We start from the raw sequence: 22230 nt of genomic DNA, 5'->3' as shown, positions 1-22230 counted from the left end.
GCCAGCCAGTTGAAGGCAGCAATGGCTATGAAAGCGCTGACCCGTAGGGCAACGTGGTAAAACTTGCCGGCCTGGCTTTAGCTCGGATCGGCGGTGATGTCGCCCACCGAAAAGCCCACCGATTCCAGGGCATCCCGAATGCCATCGGCCCCCGGGTTGGCTCCCTGACTAACCGCCACTTCCATCTCGTCCTGATCGATGCGGTCGACCAGTAGCCCAAGGGCCGTAAGTTGCTCACGCGCCTCGCCGATGCGCTCGGAAGAACTCAGGCCATCTACTTGCACCACGTAGCGTAGCAGTTGGGTCGGATCGAGATTGGGATTGGAAGGAGCCATAGCGGATGGGTTTGGTTGGTGAAAAGATGTCAACGGCAGCAAGCAGGAAGTAAGCCAGCTTGAGCTACGCCGTGTGCGGCGCCGGCGTTGCAGCAACGGGTGGCGTTGCCGCAATGGAGGTAGCGGCTTTGATGGTGCCCGCCGCATCACAATAGCATACTACGTACTCGGGCTGAGAATCGTCGGAAAGAGAAGAACGGTCGAAGTACGGGCTGCACGCGTTGCGCGCCACGCACTGCCAGGCATGCTGGTGCTGGCGGCGGTAAACATAAGCGAAACAGCTCGGTACCATGTCGAAATCGAGGCGGCGGCCGGCCGGAACCAAATGAAGCTGCAGGGAAGCGGACGGCTCTGGGGTAAGATTGAACATAGGGTTTGGTTGGTGGTAGAAGGACGAAGAACGGGCCCGGCATGTAGGGCACCGACGCTAGCATCAACGGCCGGCGCGAGGCATTTAGGTCCCGGATTTCTACGGGTTTATGCTTGGGCAAACCCTGATTTTGTGTGCTTATAAATAATGTTGCGCGAGTTCAGGACGCCTGGGCTACTGGTAGAGAATCCGGGGCGATACAAAGGCGACAAGCCTACTGAAAGGCTGTGGGCTTGTCCTCGGTGCTGGCGTGCCCGCTTTGCTGTACCCGCGACCAACAAACTACGGTTCTGCTTCCCCTCCACTTGCTTTCTTATACGCGAGGAAAGGCCCTGGCGATGCGCAGAACGAGGATCAGCCACTCCTCGTAAACTAAAGCCTGACCCAACCAATCATCTAAAAACGCTATGGCAAACAATCAGAAATATGCCCTCATCACCGGGGCAACCAGTGGCATTGGCCACGAGCTGGCCAAGCTTTTCGCGCAAGACCAGTACAATCTCGTACTGGTGGCGCGCAGCCAGCAGGAGCTGGAAAGCACCGCCGCCGAACTCCGGCAGGAGTACGGCATAGAAGTGGTGTCTATCGCACGGGACTTGTTTCAGCGAGAAGCACCATTTCAGGTGTATGAGCAAGTGCAGAGCCTGGGCATTCAGGTAGATGCGCTGGTAAATGATGCCGGTCAGGGCCAGTACGGCGAGTTCGTGGAAACCGACATCTATCGGGAGCTAGACATCATTCAACTCAACATTGGGGCCTACGTGGTGCTAACCAAGTGTTTCCTGAAAGAAATGGTAGCCCGCGGCGACGGCAAAATCCTGCAGGTATCGAGCATCGGCGGCGAAATGCCCGGTCCGCTCCAGGCAGTGTACCACGGCACGAAGGCCTTCGTGACGTCGTTCACGGAAGCTATCCGGGAGGAAACCAAAGACAAGGGCGTGACCATCACGGCCCTGCTGCCCGGCGTAACCGACACCGACTTCTTCAACAAAGCCGACATGACCCAATCGAAGCTGGTTGCTGAAGGCAGCAAAGCCGACCCCGCCACCGTAGCCAAAGACGGCTACGAGGCCCTGCTGGCCGGCAAGGACAAAGTAATAACCGGCCTGAAAAACAAAGCCATGGTTTACAGCAGCAACCTGATGCCCGACGACCTAGTAGCCGCCAACATGCACCAGCAAGGCAAACCCGTAGACGAAAGCAAGTAGTCTGGCAGCAAAGTCAAGAAGCAAAAAGGCTCCGGCACCGCCGGAGCCTTTTTCATTGAAGTCTGGACTGAGAAGGAGGAACTGCCAGATTGTTTTGGCATACGGTTCGCCTCACCCCCTAGTCCCCTCTCCTTCAGAGAGGGGAAACTAGCTCTAGACTAGCTGTTAGCTCATAGCTGTCGGCTTTTTCTGGTTCTAATACTAGAATCTAAAGCTAGTTCCCCCTCTCCCCGAGGAGAGGGGGCTAGGGGGTGAGGTCTCCGTGAGGGCAGCACAGCAAAAAATTACGGGTAAGCCGCAGAGTACAGGAGGGAGGCGTGGTTGCGCTTCACTTCCTTAGGATATATCCTGCCACTCAACTACCCGTTCCTATGTCTACAGCTTGCTACCCGAACCCATTACCAAGGCGCTGTTGGTTGGTTATAGTCTGTTTACTGGCGGTGGCCTGGCGGGCGCAGGGCGCCGAGCCTGCCAGTGCGCGCACCAAGTACAACTTCAATCCTGCCTGGAAGGTGTACGTGGGGGAAATAAATGGCGCCGAGGCCCCGGCTTTCGATGACAAGCGCTGGAAAACGGTGACGCTGCCCTGGGCCTGGAACGAGGACGACGCCTTCAAGAAAGACATCAAGGACCTTTCGACGGGTATTGCCTGGTACCGCAAGCACTTCCGGCTGCCCGCCAAAGACGCCGGCAAAAAGGTACTGGTGGAGTTTGAAGGGGTGCGGCAGCATGGCCAGGTCTACGTGAACGGCCAGCTGGTAGGGGAGCACGAAAACGGCGTCATGGCTTTCGGTTTCGACATCAGCAAGTACCTCAAGCCAGCCGGGCAGGAAAACGTGCTGGCCGTGCGCACCAACAACGACTGGGACTACAAAGAGAAGAAAAGCGGGCAGACCTACCAGTGGAGCAACCGCAACTTCAACGCCAACTACGGCGGCATTCCCAAAAACGTGTTCCTGCACGTAGTCGATCCGCTGCACCAGACCTTGCCGCTGTTTTCGGGCCTCGGCACCACCGGCGTCTACGTCTACGCCCGCGACTTCAACGTGCCGGCCCGCGAAGCCACCGTTACGGCCGAAGCGCAAGTGGTCAACGAAGATGCCGCCGCCCGCACGTTCGAGTATGAAGTACAGGTGGAAGATGCCGACGGTAAATTGGTGAAGACCTTTGCGGGCAGCCCGACCACCCTGCAGCCCGGCGAAACCAAAATGGTGGCGGCCAGTGCGCGCCTGAGTGGCCTGAACTTCTGGAGCTGGGGCTACGGCTATCTGTACAATGTGTACACGGTGCTCAAGGTGAACGGCAAGCCGCTGGACGTGGTGCGTACCCGCACCGGCTTCCGCAAAACCGAGTTCGGCAACGGCTTGGTGAAACTCAACGACCGGGTGATGCAGATGCACGGCTACGCGCAGCGCACCAGCAACGAGTGGCCCGCCGTGGGGCTGTCGGTGCCGGCGTGGCTCTCCGACTACAGCAACGGCCTGATGGTGGAAAGCAACGCCAACCTGGTGCGCTGGATGCACGTCACGCCCTGGAAACAGGATATCGAGTCGTGCGACCGGGTGGGGCTGCTGCAAGCCATGCCCGCCGGCGACGCCGAGAAGGACGTAACCGGCCGCCGCTGGGAGCAGCGCACCGATTTGATGCGCGACGCCATCATCTACAACCGCAACAACCCGAGCGTGGTCTTCTATGAGTGCGGCAACGAATCGATCAGCGCCGAGCACATGCAGGAAATGAAAACCCTGCGCAACCAGTACGACCCCTACGGCGGGCGCGCCATCGGCTCGCGCGAGATGCTCGACATCGACGTGGCCGAGTACGGCGGCGAAATGCTGTACATCAACAAGAGCGCCAAGCACCCGATGTGGGCCATGGAATACTCGCGCGACGAGGGCTTGCGCAAGTACTGGGACGAATTCTCGCCGCCCTTCCACCAAGACGGCGACGGTCCGCTCTACAAAAACGCCAGCGCCGCCGAATACAACCGCAACCAGGACACGCACGCCGTGGAAGATGTGAAGCGCTGGTACGACTATTGGCACGAGCGGCCCGGCACCGGCAAGCGGGTAAGCTCGGGGGGCGTCAACATTGTGTTCAGTGATACCAACACCCACTACCGCGGCGCCGAAAACTACCGCCGCAGCGGCGAGGTTGATGCGCTGCGCATTGCCAAAGACGGTTTCTTTGCCCACCAGGTGATGTGGGATGCCTGGGTGGAAACCGAGAAGCCGCGCACCCATATCATCGGCCACTGGAACTACAAAGACGGCGTCAGAAAAGACCTGTTTGTGGTGTCGAATGGCGACAAGGTGGAGCTGTTTCTCAACGACAAGTCGCTGGGTTTCGGCACGCAGAGCCACCGGTTTCTGTATACCTTCAAAGACGTAGCGTGGCAGCCCGGCACACTGCGGGCCGTTAGCTACGATGCGCGCAACCAGAAAGTAAGCGAGGCCGAGCACCAAACCACCGGCGCCCCGGCCGCCCTCAAGCTCACCACCATAATGCACCCCACCGGCCTGCAAGCCAACGGCGCCGACCTGGCTTTGGTGCAGGTGGAAGTAATAGACGCCCAAGGCCGCCGCTGCCCCACCGCCCTCGACCAAGTAAGTTTCGCCCTGAGCGGCCCCGCCGAATGGCGCGGCGGCCTCGCCCAAGGCCCTGGCAACTACATTCTGGCCAAGAGCCTGCCAGTAGAGGGCGGTGTGAATCGCGTACTGGTTCGGGCTACTACCAAGGCCGGCACCATCAAGCTGCGCGCCACTGCTCCTGGCCTGAAAGCCGCTGAAGTAAGCTTTAAGTCCAAGGCTATGCCCGAGAAAAACGGCCTCGCCGAGCAGCTGCCCGGCCTCGACTTAGCTGGCAGCCTCCAGCGCGGCCCCACGCCCGCCACCCCGTCTTTCACGGCCTCGCGCCTCGCGGTGGCGGTGGCCAGCGTCACGGCCGGCTCCAATGCCGACAAAGCCAAGCTTTCTTTCGATGACAACGAGCTATCCGAGTGGAGCAGCGAGGGGCCGGTAAAAGCCGCCTGGATTGAGTATGAGCTGGAGCGCCCCGCCGCCATCAGCGAAGTAGCTATGAAGCTCGTGGACTGGCGCTCCAGCCAATATCCCATCCGTATTCTGGTGGATGGTAAAGAGGTTTTTGCGGGTACTACCGAGCGCAGCCTAGGCTACTTCACGGCCGTTTTTCCACCCCAAACCGGCAAAACCCTGCGCATCGAGCTAACCGGCGCCAGCCGCAACCAGGACGCCTACAACATTGTGGAAATAACCGGCCAGAAAGACCCCGCCGCCGGCAACGGCCAAGCCGCCCGCAAGGCGACCCTAGGCCTGGTAGAAGTGGAAGCCTACGAAAAACCTGCCGGCCCGCTGGTGAAGTAATGCTGTGGTCCTACGAATTGCCGAAGGGCTTCGTAGGACCACTACTCGCGGAACGTACTACAAAGAGCGAAGTAGCGCGGAAGCCACAGGAAATCGGTTCCGCGACGAGCTGCAGGCGAGTTCCTACGCGTTGGCGCAATACCAGATACTCGCTTCGCTCGTCGCGGAACCGATTTCCTGTGGCTTCCGCGCTACAGCTTGGCGGTACCACTCTTGCAACGAGTAGTGGTTCTGCGAAGCCTTCTGGGCAATTCGTAGGACCACAATGTTACCCGCTAGCGTAGGCTGAAAAGTTGTCATGTAGAGGTACAGCCCAAGCTTCTGCATGACGGATTTCAGCCAGAATAAATCATCCAGCGCAGTCTAAAGAGGGGTGCATAAAGTTCGCTTTTTTGCAACGGCCTCTTGCACAGTTACTTTTCCTATTTACGTTTACGGTACGCTCCTTCACCGGAGCACTTATCGAGAAAGGAGGAGGGACAGGCCCTATGATGCCTTAGCAACCAGTAGTGATACCAAGTGCTAAGTCCTGTTCTGAGGCGGCTTCGGCTGGCTTGGGAGAAGATAAGTTAAAAGATGCTCCACCGGGTTGATGCTGCTCTTCTGACTTGTCGGGAGGGCTTTTTTTATGCTCTTTCGGTAAGCCTTCTTGATAGAGTGCCGCAGGTAAAAGAAGCGTTTTGAGTGTTGTCCACCTTAATGCTTGCTGTCATGTCCGTTGCTATCTGCGCCCCTCAAGTCGCTCCTGTTTCTTTCCTCACTGGTATTCGCGCCACCTTAACCAAGTGGTCGTTGGTCGTGGTGGCCGAATTAGCGGAAGCTCCCGAACTCCTTCAGTTAAAGGAAGTGGAGCCGGTTCCTGCCTGTTGTTTGTCGGCGGAGTTGGAAGAGAAGTTCAAGCATCTGTGGCACTTGGTGGGCAACACGCCCATGCTGGAGCTGCATTACCGCTACCAGGGCCAGCCCGGCCGCATTTATGTGGAGTGTGAGCATTATAATCTTACGGGCAGCCTCAAAGACCGGATGGCTCTTCACATCTTGCAGGAAGCCTACAAAAAAGGCGAAATCAAGTCCGGCAACACCATCGTAGAAGCAACCAGCGGCAACACTGGCATTGCCTTCGCCGCCATCGGCCGGGCCCTGGGCCACCCCGTGCGCATCCTGATGCCCGACTGGCTGAGTGCCGAGCGGGTCAACATCATCCGCAGCCTGGGCGCCGAAATAACTTTAATCAGTAAAGCGCAGGGCGGCTTTCTAGGCAGTATCCAGCTGGCCGAGGAAATAGCGGCTTCCCGCTCCGATGTGTTTTTGCCCCGGCAATTCGAAAACAGCCTCAATGCCCAGGCCCACGCCCGCACTACCGGCGTCGAAATATGGGAACAGCTCCGTGGTTTGGGTCGCACGCCCGATGCTTTCGTGGCCGGCGTCGGAACGGGGGGCACGGTGATGGGCGTGGGAAGCTACTTGCGCAAGCGGAACCCGGCCGTGCGCATTCACCCGCTGGAGCCGGCCGAGTCGCCGACGCTGACCACCGGCTACAAAGTGGGCTCCCACCGCATCCAGGGAATTTCCGATGAGTTTATTCCCGCGCTCCTGCGCCTCGACCAACTCGACGAAGTGGTGCAAGCCAACGACGGCGACGCCATCCTGATGGCGCAAAAGCTGGCCACGCAGCTTGGCTTGGCCGTGGGTATTTCCTCGGATGCCAACGTTATCGGGGCCATTCGGCAGGCCGCGGCGCTTGGCTCCGCCGCCACCGTTGTCACGCTACTTTGCGACAGCAACAAGAAATACTTGAGCACCGACTTGCTGCGCGAGGAACCCGTGCGCGCCGGTTACCTGGCGCCCGAAATAGAGTTCACGCACTACCAGCCCATCAACCGGTTGTCGATATGGTAAGCGGCGTTTACAGGTAGGTAGAAAACAAAAAAGGTGACCCATACGGGTCACCTTTTTGCGCTTTATTTATTCGCTGAATTAACGGCGGGTCGTGGTATCGTCAGTGTCGTAGGCAGTGCCAGTGGTACCGGTGGTGCCGGTAGTACCATCGAGGCGCTCGATGTCTACTTCCGTCTTGCGGACGGTGTCATGGATGGTTTCTTCGCGCTCGGTTACTTCTTTGCCGAGGGATACTTCTTCCACTACGCGGGCTTCTTTGCCTACTACGGCACGCTCAGCACTTTCGGTTACTTCAATTGTGCCTTCTTTGAAGGTGTTGAAGTCAGCCTCCGTGGCCGGACGGTTTACAGGGTGACGCTCTACCGTTACGTGCTCTTCGCGCAAACGTACGCTAGCTTCTACGGGGCGCTCTACGATACGGCTGCGCAGACGAGCACCGCCCGTTTGCTCTACCCGCTTGCCTACCTGGAGGTTTTCCTCAATTACCTGGGCCGACTGGGTGCCCTCGGTATTAGTAGCAGTGGAAGCATCGGCGTAAGCAGCACGGCCCGTCGACTGGTAGCCCGACTGCGAAGCGCGGTCTTCTACGTCAATGGCACCGGCAGCGTCCATAATTTCGGCAGCACGGCGGGCATTTTCAGCTGAGTGAGCATGTACCGTCACGATAGAACCCGTGGAGCGGGCTACGTGCGAATAACGATGGGTATCCTCGTAATCGTCGCCCCCAAACAGGTTGCTGAAGAAGTTGCCGATGCCATCACCGCTGCTGCTGCTATTCGACGATGCAGAAGTTGCACCCGTAGCTGCGGTGGATTGGGCGTTGTTGGTAGATACGTCTACGTGGTCTAGGTTGAAGCCAGCTGCTTGGAGTTGCTGGGCTGCATTCTGCGCTTGGGCAGCGGTGTCGAAAATTCCTACTACGGTCTGGCTCATAACTTTGAGAGATTTGTGAACAATTAAAGGGTTTGATTAAGGGAATTGGGAAGGGAAGACGTTGTACCATCGGGGGCGATGCGCTCTACCTGTATCTGTTCGCTGCGTAGCATTATGCTCTGCGTTTCCTGGGTCTGCACTTGGTGCTTCGTGACCCGCAGCTCTTCTACAAGAAGAAGGCGTTTGACTACTACCTCGCGCACCACCGGAATTATCAGCGTATCGCCTTCATAACGAACGGCAGGGGCAGCGGTTTCATCAGCCACGTACTGGTTAAGGGGCACCCGCTCTACGTTCACCTCTTCATGCTGCAAAGTAAGGTCGATGGCCTCCTCGTGCTCTTGCACGAGTTTGGATAGGCGCACTCGGCCACTTTCCACCATTTCGCGGTGAACAACAGCGTGCTCCTCAATCACAGGTACCACGAGAGGCGTGGTAAGAGGAGTATCGGAAAGCCGATCAGAATTATCGGCGGAAAAGGTGTCGGTTGTGGTAGCCATTTGGATGGAGCTATACGCCGCAATAAATGGTGAGTTTCAAGTATTTTATATAATGGTTTTGTTCTCTAAAAATTAATATATGGACTAATTAAGTATAGTTAAAAGATTATTCTTGAGCTTAAAACACCATCTATAATATTATAGAAGCTTATTTAAAGGAAACGAGCTGAACAGTATATAAGTTGACTTATTACAAGATGAGTGAGGGCTAAATTTAATTCTCGAGCTAAATAAAAAATTAGGGCTCAACGTATATTATAAAAACGCGTAAGTCGGAAATTAAGCCAGGCCATTTTACCGTAATAGCAGCTAAGCAAGCACGGGTGAAAACGCTGCCCCTTACTACCTCAATGCTTGTGACGAGAACCCCCGGAAAGTGGGAGTTGGCGTTTGCGGCGGCCGCTAACAATAGGTGCCCTAACTGGCGACACGCACAGCGCTTGAAACAGCTACCCAAAAGACAACCGAGGCCGGGGTGGGGGTGAGGCGCCGGAGAGGGAGTAAGCAGTGCATAACAGCACTGAATAGGTCGTTCTGGGAAGGTAGTCGAACAACTTACCTAATTGCTCGGCTACTCTGTTACTTTCAAGTAGATCCGAAAAGTGGTGCCCACGCCAACGGTGCTATCAACCTCGATGTGGCCGCCGGCTTGCTGCACGATGCGGTTGACGAGGTACAGACCCATGCCGGAGCCGGCTACGTGGTCGTGGAAGCGGCGGAACATCTTGAACAGGTCGTCGCCGTAGCTTGCCATGTCCAGCCCGAGGCCATTGTCTTGCACTACCAGCACGGGGGTATCGTCTTCGGCCAGCTCACTGCTGACGCGGACAAAGGGCTTGCGGTCGGGATGGGCGTATTTGAGAGCGTTGCTGAGCAGGTTGTACAGAACGCTTTGCAAGTTCAGCCGGGCGAACCGAACCGTAGGCACGGCGTCGAAATTTAACTCGAATTCCGCTTGTGCCGCGGCTACCTGGCTTTGCATACTTTGAAGCACGCCGTGGGTGAGCTGAAGCAATGCCACCGGTTCGAGAGGCACCTGGTCGTTGCGCCGTTCCACGTGCACTACCTCTGCCAGGCCTTGAATGGTGCTGTGAACCTGGCTCAGGGCTCCCTCAAACATCTGCACCAATTGCTCGGCCTCGGGGTCGTGGAACGTAGCACTGCGCTTTAGCTCCTCGAACACCCCGGCCAGGTTGTTGACCGGCTGCCGCAGGTCGTGTGAGGCGGTGTAAACGAAGTTGTCGAGGTCTTGGTTGATGCGGGTGAGCCGCTCGTTGGTGAGGGCCAGCTCCTCGTTGGCCAACTCGCTCTGCCGGTTGGCTAACCGTAGGTCTTTGTTGGTGGTAGCTAGTTTCTGACTGGCCAGCCGCAGGGCATGCTCGGCCATTTTGCGCTCATGAATATCCACTACTGCGCCCACAAAGCCCTCATACTCGCCATCGGAGTTGAATTTTGGCTGGCCCATGTCGGCAAACCAGCGGTAGGTACCATCCTTGCCTTTGAGGCGATACACGAAGTTGAACGGCACCTGACGGGTATTGGCATCCCAAAACACGGTGCGGACCAGGGCGGCTTCGTCGGGGTGGACAATATCCAGCCAGCCAAAGTCCAGGGCCTGCGCCTCGGTTTGGCCACTGTATTTATACCACTGCTCGTTGAGGTAGGTGCAACGCCCATCGGGGGCAGTTACCCAGACAACGACCGGCACCCGGTCGGTCATGATGCGGAAGTACTGCTCACTTTCCAAGAGGGCCTGCTCCAGGCGTTTTTGGTCGTGAATGTCGGTGTCGGCCCCGTACCACTTGGTTATTACGCCTTGGTCGTTGCGCGAAGGTGAGGCCCGCACCAAAAACCACCGGTAAGTACCTGCGGCACTACGCAGTCGGGTTTCAATTTGGTAGGGCTTGCCGCTTAGCAGCGCCGCGGCCCACTGTTCTTGCACGGCCGGCAGGTCGTCGGGGTGAATGAGTTGCTGCCAGCCGTTGCCTTGTACTTCTTCAAACGTGGCGCCCGTGTAATCGTACCACTGCTGGTTGTAGTACTCGGTTTCGCCGGTGGGGGAGCTGGCCCAAACCAAGTGCGGAATAGCGTTGGTGAGGGTTTCCAGGGCGCGGGCGCTTTGCGCTTCTTGCTGCCGAGCCTGTACCTGCTCGGTTACTTCGTAGGCAAACACCAGGATACCATCAATCTGCCCTTCGGCATTGTAACGGGCCTGCTGGATGTAGTTGAAGTAGACCGTCTTTGGCGGGTCACCTTCCGGAGAGAACACCGAAAACGGCAGGGCTTTCTCTTCGTGCGTAACGCCGGTTTCGTACACTTGGCGCAACGTCCGTAATGCCGTATGGTTAGCCAGCTCGGGTAGGGCCACCTTTAGTTGGCGGCCAAGCAGCCGGCGGTTCGGAAACAGCTGCTGATAAATCGGATTAACCAAATCGAACACAAAGTCGGGGCCTTCTAAAACGCAGATGGCGGCGGGTGCCTGCATAAAAAAGCGCTCGAGGCGGGCCCGCTGCCGCTCGGCTTCCTGCCGCGCCAGCTCTAGCTCCTGGGTTCGCTGCTTTACCCTGGACTCTAGCTCCTGATTAAGCACCCGTAGTTGCTGCTGCGTGCTGAAAAGCTCGGCGTTGCTGGATAAAAACTCTTCGTTGGAAGCGTGCAGCTCTTCGTTGGTGGTAGCTAGCTCCTCGTTGGCAGTTTGCAGCTCCAGCTCGCTCTGCTCTAACTGCTGCCGGACCAGCACCTGCTCGGTTACGTCGTAGGCAAAAATCAACACGCCCTCTATCTGGCCCGTTGCGTTGCGGGTGGCCTGATAAATGAAGTTGAAGTGATAAGGAGAAAGCCGGCCGGTGTTTTCCCGGTCCATAAAGGCCACTACTTCCCGCCCGTAATAGGTTTCGCCGGTGCGGTATACCGCGTCGAGCAGCTCGAAAAAATTTTGGCCTTGCAGCTCCGGTATTCCTTCCTGGAAGGCTTTGCCGAGCAAAGGCCGTTTGCCGACCAACTGCTGATACCCCGGATTAACCAGCTCGAAAACATGGTTAGGGCCCGTTAGGCTGGCAATAGCAGCCGGCGCTTGCATAAACAAGGAATAGAGGCGCTTGCGTTGTGCATCGGCATCAGCCAGGGCTTGTTGTAGCGTCAGGTTGGTGGTGTCGAGCTGCTGCTGCAGGGCCAGCACCGACGCGGCATTGTCGGAGGGTGCCACGGCGGGGCTGGCGGCCACGGGCTCCAGGGAGAGCAGCAGGTACAGTAGCTGACCCTGGGCATCGAACAAGGGACCATAGGTGATGCGCTGCTGCGGAAAGGGCCTGCTGGTAGTTTGGGCAGCCGGGAAGGAGAGGGTCTGGGGCTGGCCGGTGCTGCGCGCCAACTCCAGCAGCTCGGGTAGGCGCTCGGCCGCATGGGCCCCGTTGGGCCAGGCATCCGCCAAACTACCGCCCACCAACGCCTCAGGCGGGCGACCCGCTACGGCAGCAAAGCCAGCCGAACATTCCACTACCGTGCCATCAGGGTTCAACAGCAAATAGTTGCCGGGCAAGGAGCGAAATATATGCTGATAATCCGGCGATGAAGACACAATAGACATAACCAGGTAAGCGGCTTTAAACACAAAGCCAATAGAGCTTAGATGAGAAATACAAGCTCATCGGATACAAGCAATTACTTCTCCGCAGGCAGAAAGGTTATTGCTTAGGCTAGCGCAAACGCCAACCAAGCCTTGCAGTACAGCAAATTTAGGTTTGTTGCCGGGGCCGCAGTAGTGCGGAAACCATAGGAAACCATAAGAAACCACAGGAAATCCATGATTTCTGCGCTACTGCGCGTCAACTGTCTGCATCGCTTACGTGAAACCGTCATTAGTAGCCCTGCGCCAACGTTTTTACCCGGCACAGAAAGCTGCCGGAGGCAATGTAGAGCGTGCGGCCATCGTCGCCCCAGGCGCAATTGGCTACCACCTCGCCCGTGTCGATGGTGCCTAAGTGCTGGCCCTGCGCCGACAGCACCACCATGCCGCCGAAGCCGGAGGCCCACACGTTGCCGTTGCGGTCGGTTTTCAGGCCGTCGGGGGTTTCTTTCGGGCGGGTTCGGTTGAGCTTGCTCATGTCGAAAAACACGCGCCCTTTGCCTAGCTGCCCGTTGGGGCGCACCGCATAGGCCATGATGATGGGGCGGAGGGAATCGGATTGGGAGACGTAGAGCGTACGGCCGTCGGGGCTGAACGCCAGACCATTAGGCAGCGGCAGGTCCTTGATTTCCTGGGTGACCTTGCCGTTGGGGGCCAGGCGGTACACGCCGCACACGGGCAACTCGCGGTTAACTACGTCCTGCCTTTGCTGGGGCAGGCCGTAGGGCGGGTCGGTGAAGTAGATACTCTGGTTGGTGGGGTGCACCACTACATCGTTGGGACTGTTGTAGCGTTTGCCTTCGAAGTTATCGGTGAGGGTGCGCTTGCCACTTTTGCTGGCAGCGAGTGGGAGCGAGGCCAGGCGCCGGTCGCCGTGATCACAGATAAGCAGGTTGCCGCGGTGGTCGAGGGCGAGGCCGTTGGAGCCGGGCTCTTCGCCGTAGGGCATGCGGCCCGTGTAGCCTGTGTGTTCCAGAAACTTAGTTAAGCCGCTCTTGGCCGACCAACGGTACACGGTGCGGGTGGGCGCATCAGTGAAAAGGAGCATGCTGCTATCAGGCACCCACACCGGGCCCTCGGCGTGGCCGATTCCGGCGGCTACAATCTCGATGCGGGCATCAGGGGCTAGTAGTTGGTCGAGGGCGGGGGCCTGGCGGATAATGCGGCCAACGGTGGTGAACCGGGCGGCAGGCACCTGCGCCGTGGCAGCCAGGAGAGGCAGCGACGAGAGCAGCAATAGGAGTGGTAAGCGCATGAGCAGCGGGTGTAGGCTGCTTGGTCTACCCGGCGGCGGGAGAGAAGGTTGCGTTAACTCTGATGGAGGGCAGCCGTAGGAAGTAGCGCGAAGCCTGCGCTTCGCGTGTCGTTGAACGACACCGTTGTTGCGGTAGGCAAGTCAGCAACGATACGCGAAGCGCACGCTTCGCGCTACAGCCTAATTCCAGCGCTTTAAGCCTTCCTCTGTGAAATGCCTTTTTTTCTTGCTCCTCGCTTTAACCGGCCAAAAGACTTTTGCGCAAAACACGGAAACGCCGCTGGTAGAGGTGGCCGAGTTTGGCCGGCACCAGCCCATTGGGCTGGCCGTTTCGCAGCAGGGACGCATTTTCGTCACGTTTCCGAAGCGAAAAACCGACTACGACTATGGGCTGGCTGAAATCGTGAAAGGCCAGCGGCAGCCGTATCCCAATGCGGAATGGAACCAGTGGGACTCGACCCGGGCCGCCAGCCGTTTCGTGAACGTGCAGGCCCTGTTTGTGGATCAAACTGATGCGCTGTGGGTGCTCGACCCGGCCAACCCCGCCGACGAACCGCCGCTGCTGGCTGGCATCAAACTGCTGAAAATCAACCTGATCACCAACAAAGTAGAGCGCATCTACCGGTTCGAGGACTTGCCCCGCGAACGGTCGGGCCTCAACGACGTGCAAGTGGACACGCGCAACCAGGTGGCCTACCTCTCCGACCCCAAGCTGGCCGCGTTGGTAGTGCTGAATTTGCGCACCGGCAAGAGCCGCCTGCTACTTCAGGGCCACAAGTCGACAACGGCTGCGCCGGGCTTCGTGCTGCGCATTGATGGCAAGGAAGTACGCGACAAAGCCGGCAAACCCTTCAGCAGCAACGTCAACGGCATTGCCCTCACCCACGACTACAAGTACCTCTACTACCGCGCCATCAACCAAACCAAGCTCTACCGCATTGAAACGGACGCCCTACGCAACCCGGCCCTCAAGCCCACCAACGTAGCCGCCCGGGTAGAGGAAGTGGGCGAAACCGGCATTTCGCACGGTATGCTGGCCGATGCCGCCGGCAACGTCTACCTCACCGACTCGCCCAACCACGCCGTGCGACGCGTCACGCCCGCCGGCCGCCTCGAAACCGTAGCCCGCGACCCGCGCCTGCTCTGGCCCGACTCGTTCGGTCTCGGCCCCGACAACTACCTCTACCTCACCGCCGCCCAGATAGAGCGCACCCCCAAATGGAACAACGGCCAGGACCGGGTGCAATACCCCTTCCGGTTGTACAAGATGAAGCTGCCGTAGAGTAAGAAATCAGGCTGTATCCGTCTCCTGGCGTTTCTGCCTCGGGCGGGCAAGTCACTTCCGGGACGAGGACAAAACGTTTCGGAAGGGCAGCCAGCAACTAGTTTCCCTCTTTCTTTATATCGTTCTCGATGCGCTGGATGTGCTGTTGCAGGGTGCTGATAACGATATCAGCTTCGTCGGCGATGGATTGCTGATAAGCCAGCGCCGCCAGCGACGTGGCATCGTCTTCCCACAAGGCCAGCTCCTTTAGGGTATCAATGCGGCTCAGGTATTGATCGAGCTCCTCGTAAAGCGACAGCCACAGGTCGGGCTCAACCCCGGAGCGGTCAAGTAGCGCAACGCGTAGCTGCAAGAGGCGCGACACAACCTCGGCCAGGGCTTGCAGGCGGCCTCGCTCGTCGGAGCTGAAATGCCGGGCCTGCCGCCCAATCAAGCACATTGTGCCAATGTTGTAGCCCTCCGATTGCAGCGGATGGCCGGCATAAAAGCGCATTTGCAGGGTTTCACCTACTTGCGGATCAACCAGCCGACAAGGTTCCCGGTCCAGATCTTCGAAAACAGTAGTTTCGTCCCGCAGAATCGCCACCGAGCACATGCTTTGCTGCCGGGCTACTTGTTGGGGCTCGGCCATACCAAAATTGGCCTTGAACCACACGGCGTCCGCGTCAACCAAGGAGATAAGAGCAATGGGCACGTCGAAAAGCTTGGCCGCCAGCCGCGCCACTTCATCGAATACTATATCGGGAAGGGCTGTCAGCACTTTGTAGGGTTGCAACGCCCGCAGGCGGGACTCCTCGTTGGCAGGAAGCAAAGCGGGGGCGGGGGCGTCCATAAACGGGAAAGCGAGTGAGGGAAATGGGAAAGGGAGTAAGGTAGCGGATAAACGCCAAAAACAAGCTTGCCTGAACCAGCTTACTCTAAGCTTGATACGAGGTCAGACGCCGCCGGAACTGGTGCCGAAAGCCCCGGCCGCTGCCACATAAAAGTGGCCGGGGCTGCTTGTTTTACGGTTTAGCTTGGGCGAAGTGCGGGAAACATGCGCGTCCGGACCGCGTTAGTGCATTTGTCGCGCCCCATTCGCTGGCGGTTTCCCACCAAGTACTGTACTTTCATCCGGTTATGGCCACCCACGTTCAACCTATAGATCAAGTCACATTTCACAATTCTTTTGTGGAGGAGCTGCACGGTGAGGTAGCGCCCGATAAGCGCCCACGCCAAGTGCCGGGCTACCATTATTCCCGCGTCGAGCCCACGCCCGTGCCCGATCCGCAGCTGCTGGCCTGGTCCGACGACCTGGCGGCGTACTTGGGTTTGCACCGGCCGCCGGAGCGCGGCGCGGCCGTGGAGGCGCTGGCCGGCAACCGCGTAACGGATTCGATGAAGCCGTTTGCCGCCCGCTACGGCGGGCACCAGTTTGGCAGTTGGGCCGGCCAGCTCGGCGACGGGCGGGCTATTTCGCTAGGCGAAGTAACGGCCGTGGACCATACCAAGTGGGAAATTCAACTGAAAGGAGCCGGCCCCACGCCGTATTCGCGCCGCGCCGATGGCCGCGCCGTACTGCGCTCTTCGTTGCGGGAGTTTCTGTGCTCAGAAGCCATGCACTACCTGGGCGTGCCCACCACCCGGGCCCTGAGTTTGGTGGGCACCGGCGACGAGGTAGTGCGCGACATGTTCTACAACGGCAACGCCCGGCCCGAGCCCGGCGCCATCGTGGCGCGGGTGGCCCCCACGTTTATCCGCTTCGGCAACTTCCAGCTCATGACGGCCACCGGCGAAATAGACAATCTGCGCGCCCTGGCCGACTACGTAATCCGCCACCACTACCCCGAGCTAGGCGAGCCGGGGCCGGACGTGTATTTGCGCTGGTTCGAGGAAGTAAGCCGCCGCACCGCCGTGATGATAGCGCACTGGATGGCGGTGGGCTTTGTGCACGGCGTGATGAACACCGACAACATGTCCATCCTCGGCCTCACCATCGACTACGGACCCTACGGCTGGCTGGAGCCCTACGACCCCGACTGGACGCCCAACACCACCGACTTCGGCTCGCGGCGCTACGCCTTCGGGCAGCAGCCGCACGTGGGCCTCTGGAACCTCTACCAGCTGGCGCGGGCGCTAGCCCCCATCGTGGTGAACGTGGAAGGTCTCAACCAGGGCCTGGACCTCTACCGGACCACCATAGCTGCTACGCAACACCAGATGATGCTGCGCAAGCTCGGCCTTACCGCGCAAGTCGAGGAAGAAGACCGCGCCCTTATCGAAAGCTTGCACGAAGCCCTGGCAGAGTCGCAGGTAGATATGACGTTGTTTTTCCGCCGCCTGTCTCACGTGGCTTTCGACCTGCTTTTGGGTTCCGGCAACGAGCAAACCTTGTTCGAGGAGTTGCTGGCTGCGGCGGGCTACCCCGAAACCGCCGGCGAGCAGCAGCCCTTGCTCGACTGGCTCCAGCGCTACGCCGGCCGGCTGCGACAGGAAACGGCCGGCGCCGAAGCCACCCGGGAAGGTATGCTGCGTGTGAACCCCAAGTACGTGCTGCGCAACTACCTGGCGCAACAAGCCATAGAAGCCGCCGAAGTAGGCGACCTATCGGTGTTGAACCGGTTGATGGAAGTGCTCAAAACCCCCTACGACGAGCAACCCGAACACGACGACCTGTCCGCCAAGCGCCCCGCGTGGGCCAGCACCAAGCCCGGCTGCGCCACGCTTTCGTGCAGCTCGTAGGTACAGCAGGATGAACTTCGGCTTGTATTATTTGTAGTGAAACTCGCCAACGTGGGTCTGCATAGAGGTATTACATCGAACTAAGCTGATAGCTAATTTGAGCTTGCCAATTGCGGTTGCGGGCTAAGACCAATGGGTCTGGCCCACGCCAATCAAACATAGGGTAAGGCGAGTAAAGGGGCTTATAAATATCAGTGAGGCCAGCAGTGTAGCGCACTTCCACAGCCAAGCGGTTGCTTAGGGCGTAGCCTGCTCCCACGGCGTAGCCTAGCTCCCAACGGCGGTAGGGCGCAGTGCTCTTCGTTGACTCGGAAGGAGGGAAAGGCCGGGGATACCGATCATTGAAAAAGATATACTCCGTAGTGCTTTGTTGCCGGGCTGCCGCCAGAAAACCGAGCTGCGGCCCGGCCAGCGCGAAAAACTTGCCTAGCTGCCCTCGTACCAGTACCGGCAAACTCAGGTAATGCAGGCGGGTTTGCGCATGACGATAGTAAAGGCCATCGCTACCTTCAAAGCCCCTCCTGCCTTCCTGCGTAGTTCGCACGCCCCGCTGCTCGTATTGCAGCTCGGGTTGCAGCGCCAAGTGCTTTCCTAGCTTTTGGCGCAGAAAAATGCCCGCAACCAGGCCCCACTGGTTTTCCGGATTCGGTACATCCGAGCAAGTGCTGGTCGTAAGGCCTGCTTTAAATCCGACTTGGGGGCGTTGCGCACGCGCAGAACTCATGGTTGCCACCAACCAGCACAAGAGCAGCGTAGCTATTCGTATCATAGGGCAGGGAAGAAGAGTTAACTACCGGAGGAGACTACCAGCGGCGTTAAGGTTGCACAACACTGCGCGATTAGTAGCTGGTTTTGCGTACTTTTTCCGCCAGTGGGTGGTGCCCGCACCGCTCGTAAATCCGGCGGTGCCAACCCAACACCCAAGTGTTTTTCCTACTTCAATCAACGGACAGCAACTTATGCGGTGCCTCTTCCTCCTGCTGGCAGCCGCGCTGCTACTGGCGCAGCCCGCCCCGGCGCAGCAGTTACGCGCCGACCTGCTCATCCGCAATGGCCGCGTGCTCGATGGTACGGGCAATGCCTGGTTCTACGCCGATGTAGCGGTGCGGGCCGGTCGGATTCTGGCCGTTGGCCGGCTCCCTAAAGATTACCCCGCCGATACTGTGCTCGACGCCCGTGGCCTGATAGTGGCGCCCGGCTTCATCGACGTGCATACCCACATCGAAGACGACGAAGTACGCCAGCCCACCGCCGACAATTTCATTTACGACGGCGTAACAACGGTTATTACCGGCAACTGCGGCTCCTCCCGCCCCGACCTGCGCCGTTACTTCAGCTTCCTCGACAGCCTGCACCTTTCCGTAAATGTGGCCTCGTTGGTGGGGCACGGCACGGTGCGCAAGGAAGTGATGGGGCGGGCCAGACGCGCCCCTACCGAAGCCGAACTCGGGCAGATGGAAGCCCTGGTCGAGCAGGCCATGCAAGCCGGAGCCGTGGGCATGTCGTCAGGGCTGATTTACATACCGGGTACCTACACCCGCACGCCCGAGATGGTGCGTCTGGCCCGCGTGGCGGCCCGCTACCGTGGCCTCTACGCCACCCACATGCGCAACGAAAACGACAGTGTGAAGCAGGCCATCCAGGAAGCTTTGCTGGTGGGACGAGAAGCGGGCTTGCCCGTGGAAATATCGCACCTTAAGCTTGGTGGCCAGCCTAATTGGGGCCACGCCGCCGAACTGCTGACGATGATAGAAACTGCCCGCCAAAGCGGCCAGGAAGTTACCATCGACCAATATCCCTACACCGCCAGCTCCACTTCCCTCAGCACCCTGCTACCCGACGACGTGCAAGCCGACGGCCGCGATTCGCTGCGGGTTCGGTTGGCCCGGCCGGCCGTGCGGGCAGCAGTAGAGGCCTTTTTGGTGCAGCGGCTGCGCCAAAAGAAGCTGCGCCACTTCAGCTACGCCGTAGTAGCCAGCTATCCACCCAATACCAGCTACAACGGCCTTAGCATCGAGGCCATCAACCAGCGGATGGGCCGGCCCCACAAAGCCCGCGCCGAAGCCGCTACCGTCCTGGATCTGGTGCTGCAGCACGACGCGGGCATGGTATTCCACGGCATGAGCGAGCCCGACGTACAGCAAATCATGCGCTACCCGTTCAACATGGTGGCCTCCGATGCCAGTATTCGAGTGTGGCAGGAGGGCGTCCCGCACCCGCGCGGCTACGGCTCCAACGCCCGGGTGCTCGGCCACTACGTGCGGGAGCTGCACGTGGTCAGCCTCGAAGAAGCCGTGCGCCGCATGACTTCCCTACCCGCCCAAACCTTCGGCCTTACCGACCGGGGTCTGCTGCGCCCCGGCCTGGCCGCCGACCTAGTGGTGTTTGACCCCAAAGTGGTAGATGAGCGCTCTACGTTCACGCAGCCGCACCAGTACAGCGTCGGCATGCGCTACGTGCTGGTCAACGGCCAGCTCACTGTCCGGGAAGGCCAGCACACGAAGCGCCGGGCCGGCCAGGTCCTCTACGGCCCTGGCCGACAGTAGCGCGGAACAGATTTCCTGTGGCTTCCGCGCTACAAAAAGGTTAAAAGCATCAAAGAAATAAATGTTGAATTTCGCGCCATGAATAGTAGTCCACCTGAACTGCGGACCGTGGAGGTGACGCGGTATGTGAAACCGTTGCGCGAGGGCGGCTCTTTACCGGGCCTGGTAGAGGCCGAGGATGGGTTTTTGTACGTGCTCAAGTTTCGGGGCGCCGGGCAGGGAGCCAAGGCGCTGATTGCCGAACTTTTGGCCGGAGAACTGGCGCGGGCTTTAGGCTTGCGGGTGCCGGAAATCGTGTTTATCACGCTCGACGAAGCCTTCGGCCGCACCGAGCCCGACGAGGAAATCCAGGACTTGCTGCGGGCCAGCGAAGGACTCAATCTGGCGCTGCACTACCTGTCGGGGGCCATTACCTTCGATGCCTTGGTTACCACCGTGGAGCCCAAACTGGCTTCGCAAATCGTGTGGCTGGATTGCCTGGTAACCAACGTCGACCGGACACCGCGCAACACCAATATGCTGATGTGGCACAAGGAGCTGTGGCTGATCGACCACGGCGCGGCCTTCTACTTTCACCACGCCTGGCAGAATGTGGAAGAGCAGGCCCGGCGCCCGTTTGCGCAAATCAAAGACCACGTGCTGCTGCCGCAAGCCACCGAGCTAACGGCCGTCGATGCCGAATACAAGGCCATTCTGACGCCGGAGCGTATCAGCAGTATTGTAGCCTTGATTCCCGATGAGTGGCTGACCGGGGATTCGCCATTCGAGTCGGTGGACGAGCACCGGCAAGCGTATGTTCAGTTTTTAGAGACCCGCCTCGCGGCGTCCGAAATCTTTGTTGATGCCGCGCAGCATGCCAGAAAAGCACTTGTTTGAGTATGCCGTGCTCCGGGTGATGCCCCGGGTGGAGCGCGAGGAGTTTCTGAATGTGGGCGTCATCGTGTACTGTGCCGGGCAAGGCTTCCTCGAAACCCGGTTCGAGCTAAACGAAGCGCGCCTGCTCGCCTTTGCCCCCGACCTGGATTTACCGGAATTGCACGAACGGCTGCGAACCTTCGAGCGAATCTGCGCGGGCCGCAAGGAGGGCGGCGTCATCGGGCAATTGCCCATTGCCTCGCGTTTCCGCTGGCTCACCGCCACCCGCAGCACCATCGTCCAAACGTCTCCCGTGCACCCCGGCCTCTGCCAAAACCCCACCGATACGCTGGCACGCTTGCACACGCAGTTAGTGCTTAGTGCTTAGTGCCTATTCGGATAGGTTTTGTCATTCCGACGCAGGAGGAATCTGAGTTAGCTCGTTGAACGATTTTAACTCAGATTCCTCCTGCGTCGGAATGACAAACTTTTGCCTGTTCGGGTAGCCTCTTAGTGCTTTGTGCTTAGGTCGCTTTGTACTATTGCCGAAGAAGCCCGTCATGCAGAGCGAAGGCGCAGCATGACAGGCTTCTTCGGCAACGTCAGCACGCCAAATGCTTCGCTCCGCCGCATGCCTCTGCCTGACAACCTAAGCACGAAGCACTAACCCGAAAGTCGTTGTTGGAAGGCTTGTAGGAACAGGCCAACGTGGTAGGCGTCGCCGAGGCCGTGGTGCAGGTTTACGGAGACGGGCATCCGCAGCGTGGCGCCGTCCTGATAGGTTTGGCCTACTGAAATTTTCGGGGCGCTATCGGGGTGCTGGAAGCCGCGGGCGTGGGTGAGGCCGGTGAACCGCACCCACGGAATAGCCGAAAAATGAATGGCGTCGGGCCGGGCCGTTTGCTCGCTTAGGCACAGGCCGGTAGCTTGCTGCACCGCCTCGATTTCCGCCTGAGCCCCGGCTACGAAGTCGGTCAGGCTGTCTTGCTGCTCGATAAAAGAGAAGCCGAACGTATGGTCGGGGCGGCCGATAACAGCGGAGGCGTGAATCCGGTCGTAGCGGTACACCTGGCCCTGCTCGATGCGGCAGCGAAATTCCTCTACTTCATTAGCGGCTTGTAGGGCGCAGTGCAAGTAATACAGGAAAAATGAGACGCCGAGCCGCTTGGCTTCGGCAGGTGCCGCTGTGCAATCTACATCGGCTACCAAGCCGAAAAACGGTTCATCGAGGGCGGAGAAAAAGGTGAAATGCTCGCGGCGGGGCCACGTTGTAAGGTCAATTAGCTGCTTCATGGAACGCAAGTTCGATAACTTT

General features: G+C 59.0%; 18 protein-coding genes and 1 riboswitch. Of the genes, 8 read left to right on the top strand and 10 right to left on the bottom strand.

Annotated elements, in window-relative coordinates; genetic code table 11:
• Window positions 1-77: 77 nt before the first annotated feature.
• Both VF639_RS11420 and VF639_RS11415 read right to left on the bottom strand, forming a co-directional pair.
• Window positions 78-335 carry a hypothetical protein gene (locus VF639_RS11420; protein ID WP_331146035.1) on the bottom strand — a complete coding sequence of 86 codons (258 nt, stop codon included), beginning with the start codon at window positions 333-335 and terminating at the stop codon, window positions 78-80.
• Between the two features lie 64 nt (window positions 336-399).
• On the bottom strand, window positions 400-705 hold the full coding sequence (locus tag VF639_RS11415; RefSeq protein WP_331146034.1) for a hypothetical protein: 306 nt from the start codon (window positions 703-705) through the stop codon (window positions 400-402).
• A gap of 407 nt (window positions 706-1112) precedes the next feature.
• On the opposite strand from VF639_RS11415, the gene VF639_RS11410 reads away from it, so the two are divergent.
• On the top strand, window positions 1113-1913 hold the full coding sequence (locus VF639_RS11410) for an SDR family NAD(P)-dependent oxidoreductase (RefSeq protein WP_331146033.1): 801 nt from the start codon (window positions 1113-1115) through the stop codon (window positions 1911-1913).
• Between the two features lie 371 nt (window positions 1914-2284).
• Window positions 2285-5296 carry a DUF4982 domain-containing protein gene (locus tag VF639_RS11405; RefSeq protein WP_331146032.1) on the top strand — a complete coding sequence of 1004 codons (3012 nt, stop codon included), beginning with the start codon at window positions 2285-2287 and terminating at the stop codon, window positions 5294-5296.
• 123 nt (window positions 5297-5419) lie between these two features.
• On the opposite strand, the gene VF639_RS11400 is transcribed toward VF639_RS11405, so the two are convergent.
• Window positions 5420-5623 (bottom strand): hypothetical protein, encoded by a 204-nt coding sequence (locus VF639_RS11400; protein ID WP_331146031.1) that lies wholly within the window; start codon window positions 5621-5623, stop codon window positions 5420-5422.
• A gap of 129 nt (window positions 5624-5752) precedes the next feature.
• A riboswitch (SAM riboswitch) is annotated at window positions 5753-5867 on the top strand.
• Window positions 5868-6007: 140 nt separating this feature from the next.
• On the opposite strand from VF639_RS11400, the gene VF639_RS11395 reads away from it, so the two are divergent.
• Window positions 6008-7195: a PLP-dependent cysteine synthase family protein gene (locus VF639_RS11395; protein WP_331146030.1), complete on the top strand. Its 1188-nt coding sequence runs from the start codon at window positions 6008-6010 to the stop codon at window positions 7193-7195.
• Window positions 7196-7273: 78 nt separating this feature from the next.
• Here the strand turns inward: VF639_RS11395 and VF639_RS11390 are convergent, their stop codons facing one another.
• The 4 genes from VF639_RS11390 to VF639_RS11375 form a co-directional block, all read right to left on the bottom strand.
• The gene (locus VF639_RS11390; RefSeq protein WP_331146029.1) at window positions 7274-8128 is read right to left on the bottom strand and encodes a YsnF/AvaK domain-containing protein; all 855 of its coding nucleotides are present in this window, start codon (window positions 8126-8128) and stop codon (window positions 7274-7276) included.
• A 23-nt stretch (window positions 8129-8151) separates the two neighbouring features.
• Window positions 8152-8628: a YsnF/AvaK domain-containing protein gene (locus VF639_RS11385; protein ID WP_331146028.1), complete on the bottom strand. Its 477-nt coding sequence runs from the start codon at window positions 8626-8628 to the stop codon at window positions 8152-8154.
• Window positions 8629-9199: 571 nt separating this feature from the next.
• Complete coding sequence (locus tag VF639_RS11380; RefSeq protein ID WP_331146027.1) at window positions 9200-12214, bottom strand: PAS domain-containing protein; 3015 nt, start codon at window positions 12212-12214, stop codon at window positions 9200-9202.
• 271 nt (window positions 12215-12485) lie between these two features.
• Window positions 12486-13508 carry an SMP-30/gluconolactonase/LRE family protein gene (locus tag VF639_RS11375; protein ID WP_331146026.1) on the bottom strand — a complete coding sequence of 341 codons (1023 nt, stop codon included), beginning with the start codon at window positions 13506-13508 and terminating at the stop codon, window positions 12486-12488.
• A gap of 208 nt (window positions 13509-13716) precedes the next feature.
• Here VF639_RS11375 and VF639_RS11370 point away from each other — a divergent pair, with 208 nt between their 5' ends.
• Complete coding sequence (locus tag VF639_RS11370; RefSeq protein WP_331146025.1) at window positions 13717-14790, top strand: SMP-30/gluconolactonase/LRE family protein; 1074 nt, start codon at window positions 13717-13719, stop codon at window positions 14788-14790.
• A gap of 100 nt (window positions 14791-14890) precedes the next feature.
• Here VF639_RS11370 and VF639_RS11365 read toward each other — a convergent pair whose 3' ends face one another.
• Window positions 14891-15625 (bottom strand): GAF domain-containing protein, encoded by a 735-nt coding sequence (locus VF639_RS11365; protein WP_331146024.1) that lies wholly within the window; start codon window positions 15623-15625, stop codon window positions 14891-14893.
• Between the two features lie 287 nt (window positions 15626-15912).
• Here VF639_RS11365 and VF639_RS11360 point away from each other — a divergent pair, with 287 nt between their 5' ends.
• A complete protein-coding gene (locus VF639_RS11360; protein ID WP_331146023.1) occupies window positions 15913-17514 on the top strand; it encodes a protein adenylyltransferase SelO in 1602 nt (533 codons plus the stop codon).
• 70 nt (window positions 17515-17584) lie between these two features.
• On the opposite strand, the gene VF639_RS11355 is transcribed toward VF639_RS11360, so the two are convergent.
• Window positions 17585-18283, bottom strand: a complete 699-nt coding sequence (locus tag VF639_RS11355; RefSeq protein WP_331146022.1) for a porin family protein — start codon at window positions 18281-18283, stop codon at window positions 17585-17587.
• A gap of 190 nt (window positions 18284-18473) precedes the next feature.
• Between VF639_RS11355 and VF639_RS11350 the strand changes: the two genes are divergently transcribed.
• The 3 genes from VF639_RS11350 to VF639_RS11340 all read left to right on the top strand — a co-directional run bounded on the left by VF639_RS11350 (window position 18474) and on the right by VF639_RS11340 (window position 21303).
• A complete protein-coding gene (locus tag VF639_RS11350; protein ID WP_331146021.1) occupies window positions 18474-20060 on the top strand; it encodes an N-acyl-D-amino-acid deacylase family protein in 1587 nt (528 codons plus the stop codon).
• Window positions 20061-20138: 78 nt separating this feature from the next.
• A complete protein-coding gene (locus tag VF639_RS11345) occupies window positions 20139-20936 on the top strand; it encodes a HipA family kinase (RefSeq protein ID WP_331146020.1) in 798 nt (265 codons plus the stop codon).
• Window positions 20914-21303: a DUF3037 domain-containing protein gene (locus tag VF639_RS11340; RefSeq protein ID WP_331146019.1), complete on the top strand. Its 390-nt coding sequence runs from the start codon at window positions 20914-20916 to the stop codon at window positions 21301-21303. Before VF639_RS11345 ends, VF639_RS11340 begins: the two co-directional genes overlap by 23 nt.
• Before the next feature lie 275 nt (window positions 21304-21578).
• Here the strand turns inward: VF639_RS11340 and VF639_RS11335 are convergent, their stop codons facing one another.
• Window positions 21579-22208, bottom strand: coding sequence for a chloramphenicol acetyltransferase (locus tag VF639_RS11335; RefSeq protein ID WP_331146018.1), 630 nt, complete (start codon window positions 22206-22208; stop codon window positions 21579-21581).
• Window positions 22209-22230 lie beyond the last annotated feature (22 nt).

The organism is Hymenobacter sp., from assembly GCF_036387835.1.
GTDB lineage: Bacteria > Bacteroidota > Bacteroidia > Cytophagales > Hymenobacteraceae > Hymenobacter.
Note: the sequence above shows the minus strand (reverse complement) of the source record. Positions and strands in the feature narration are given on the sequence as shown.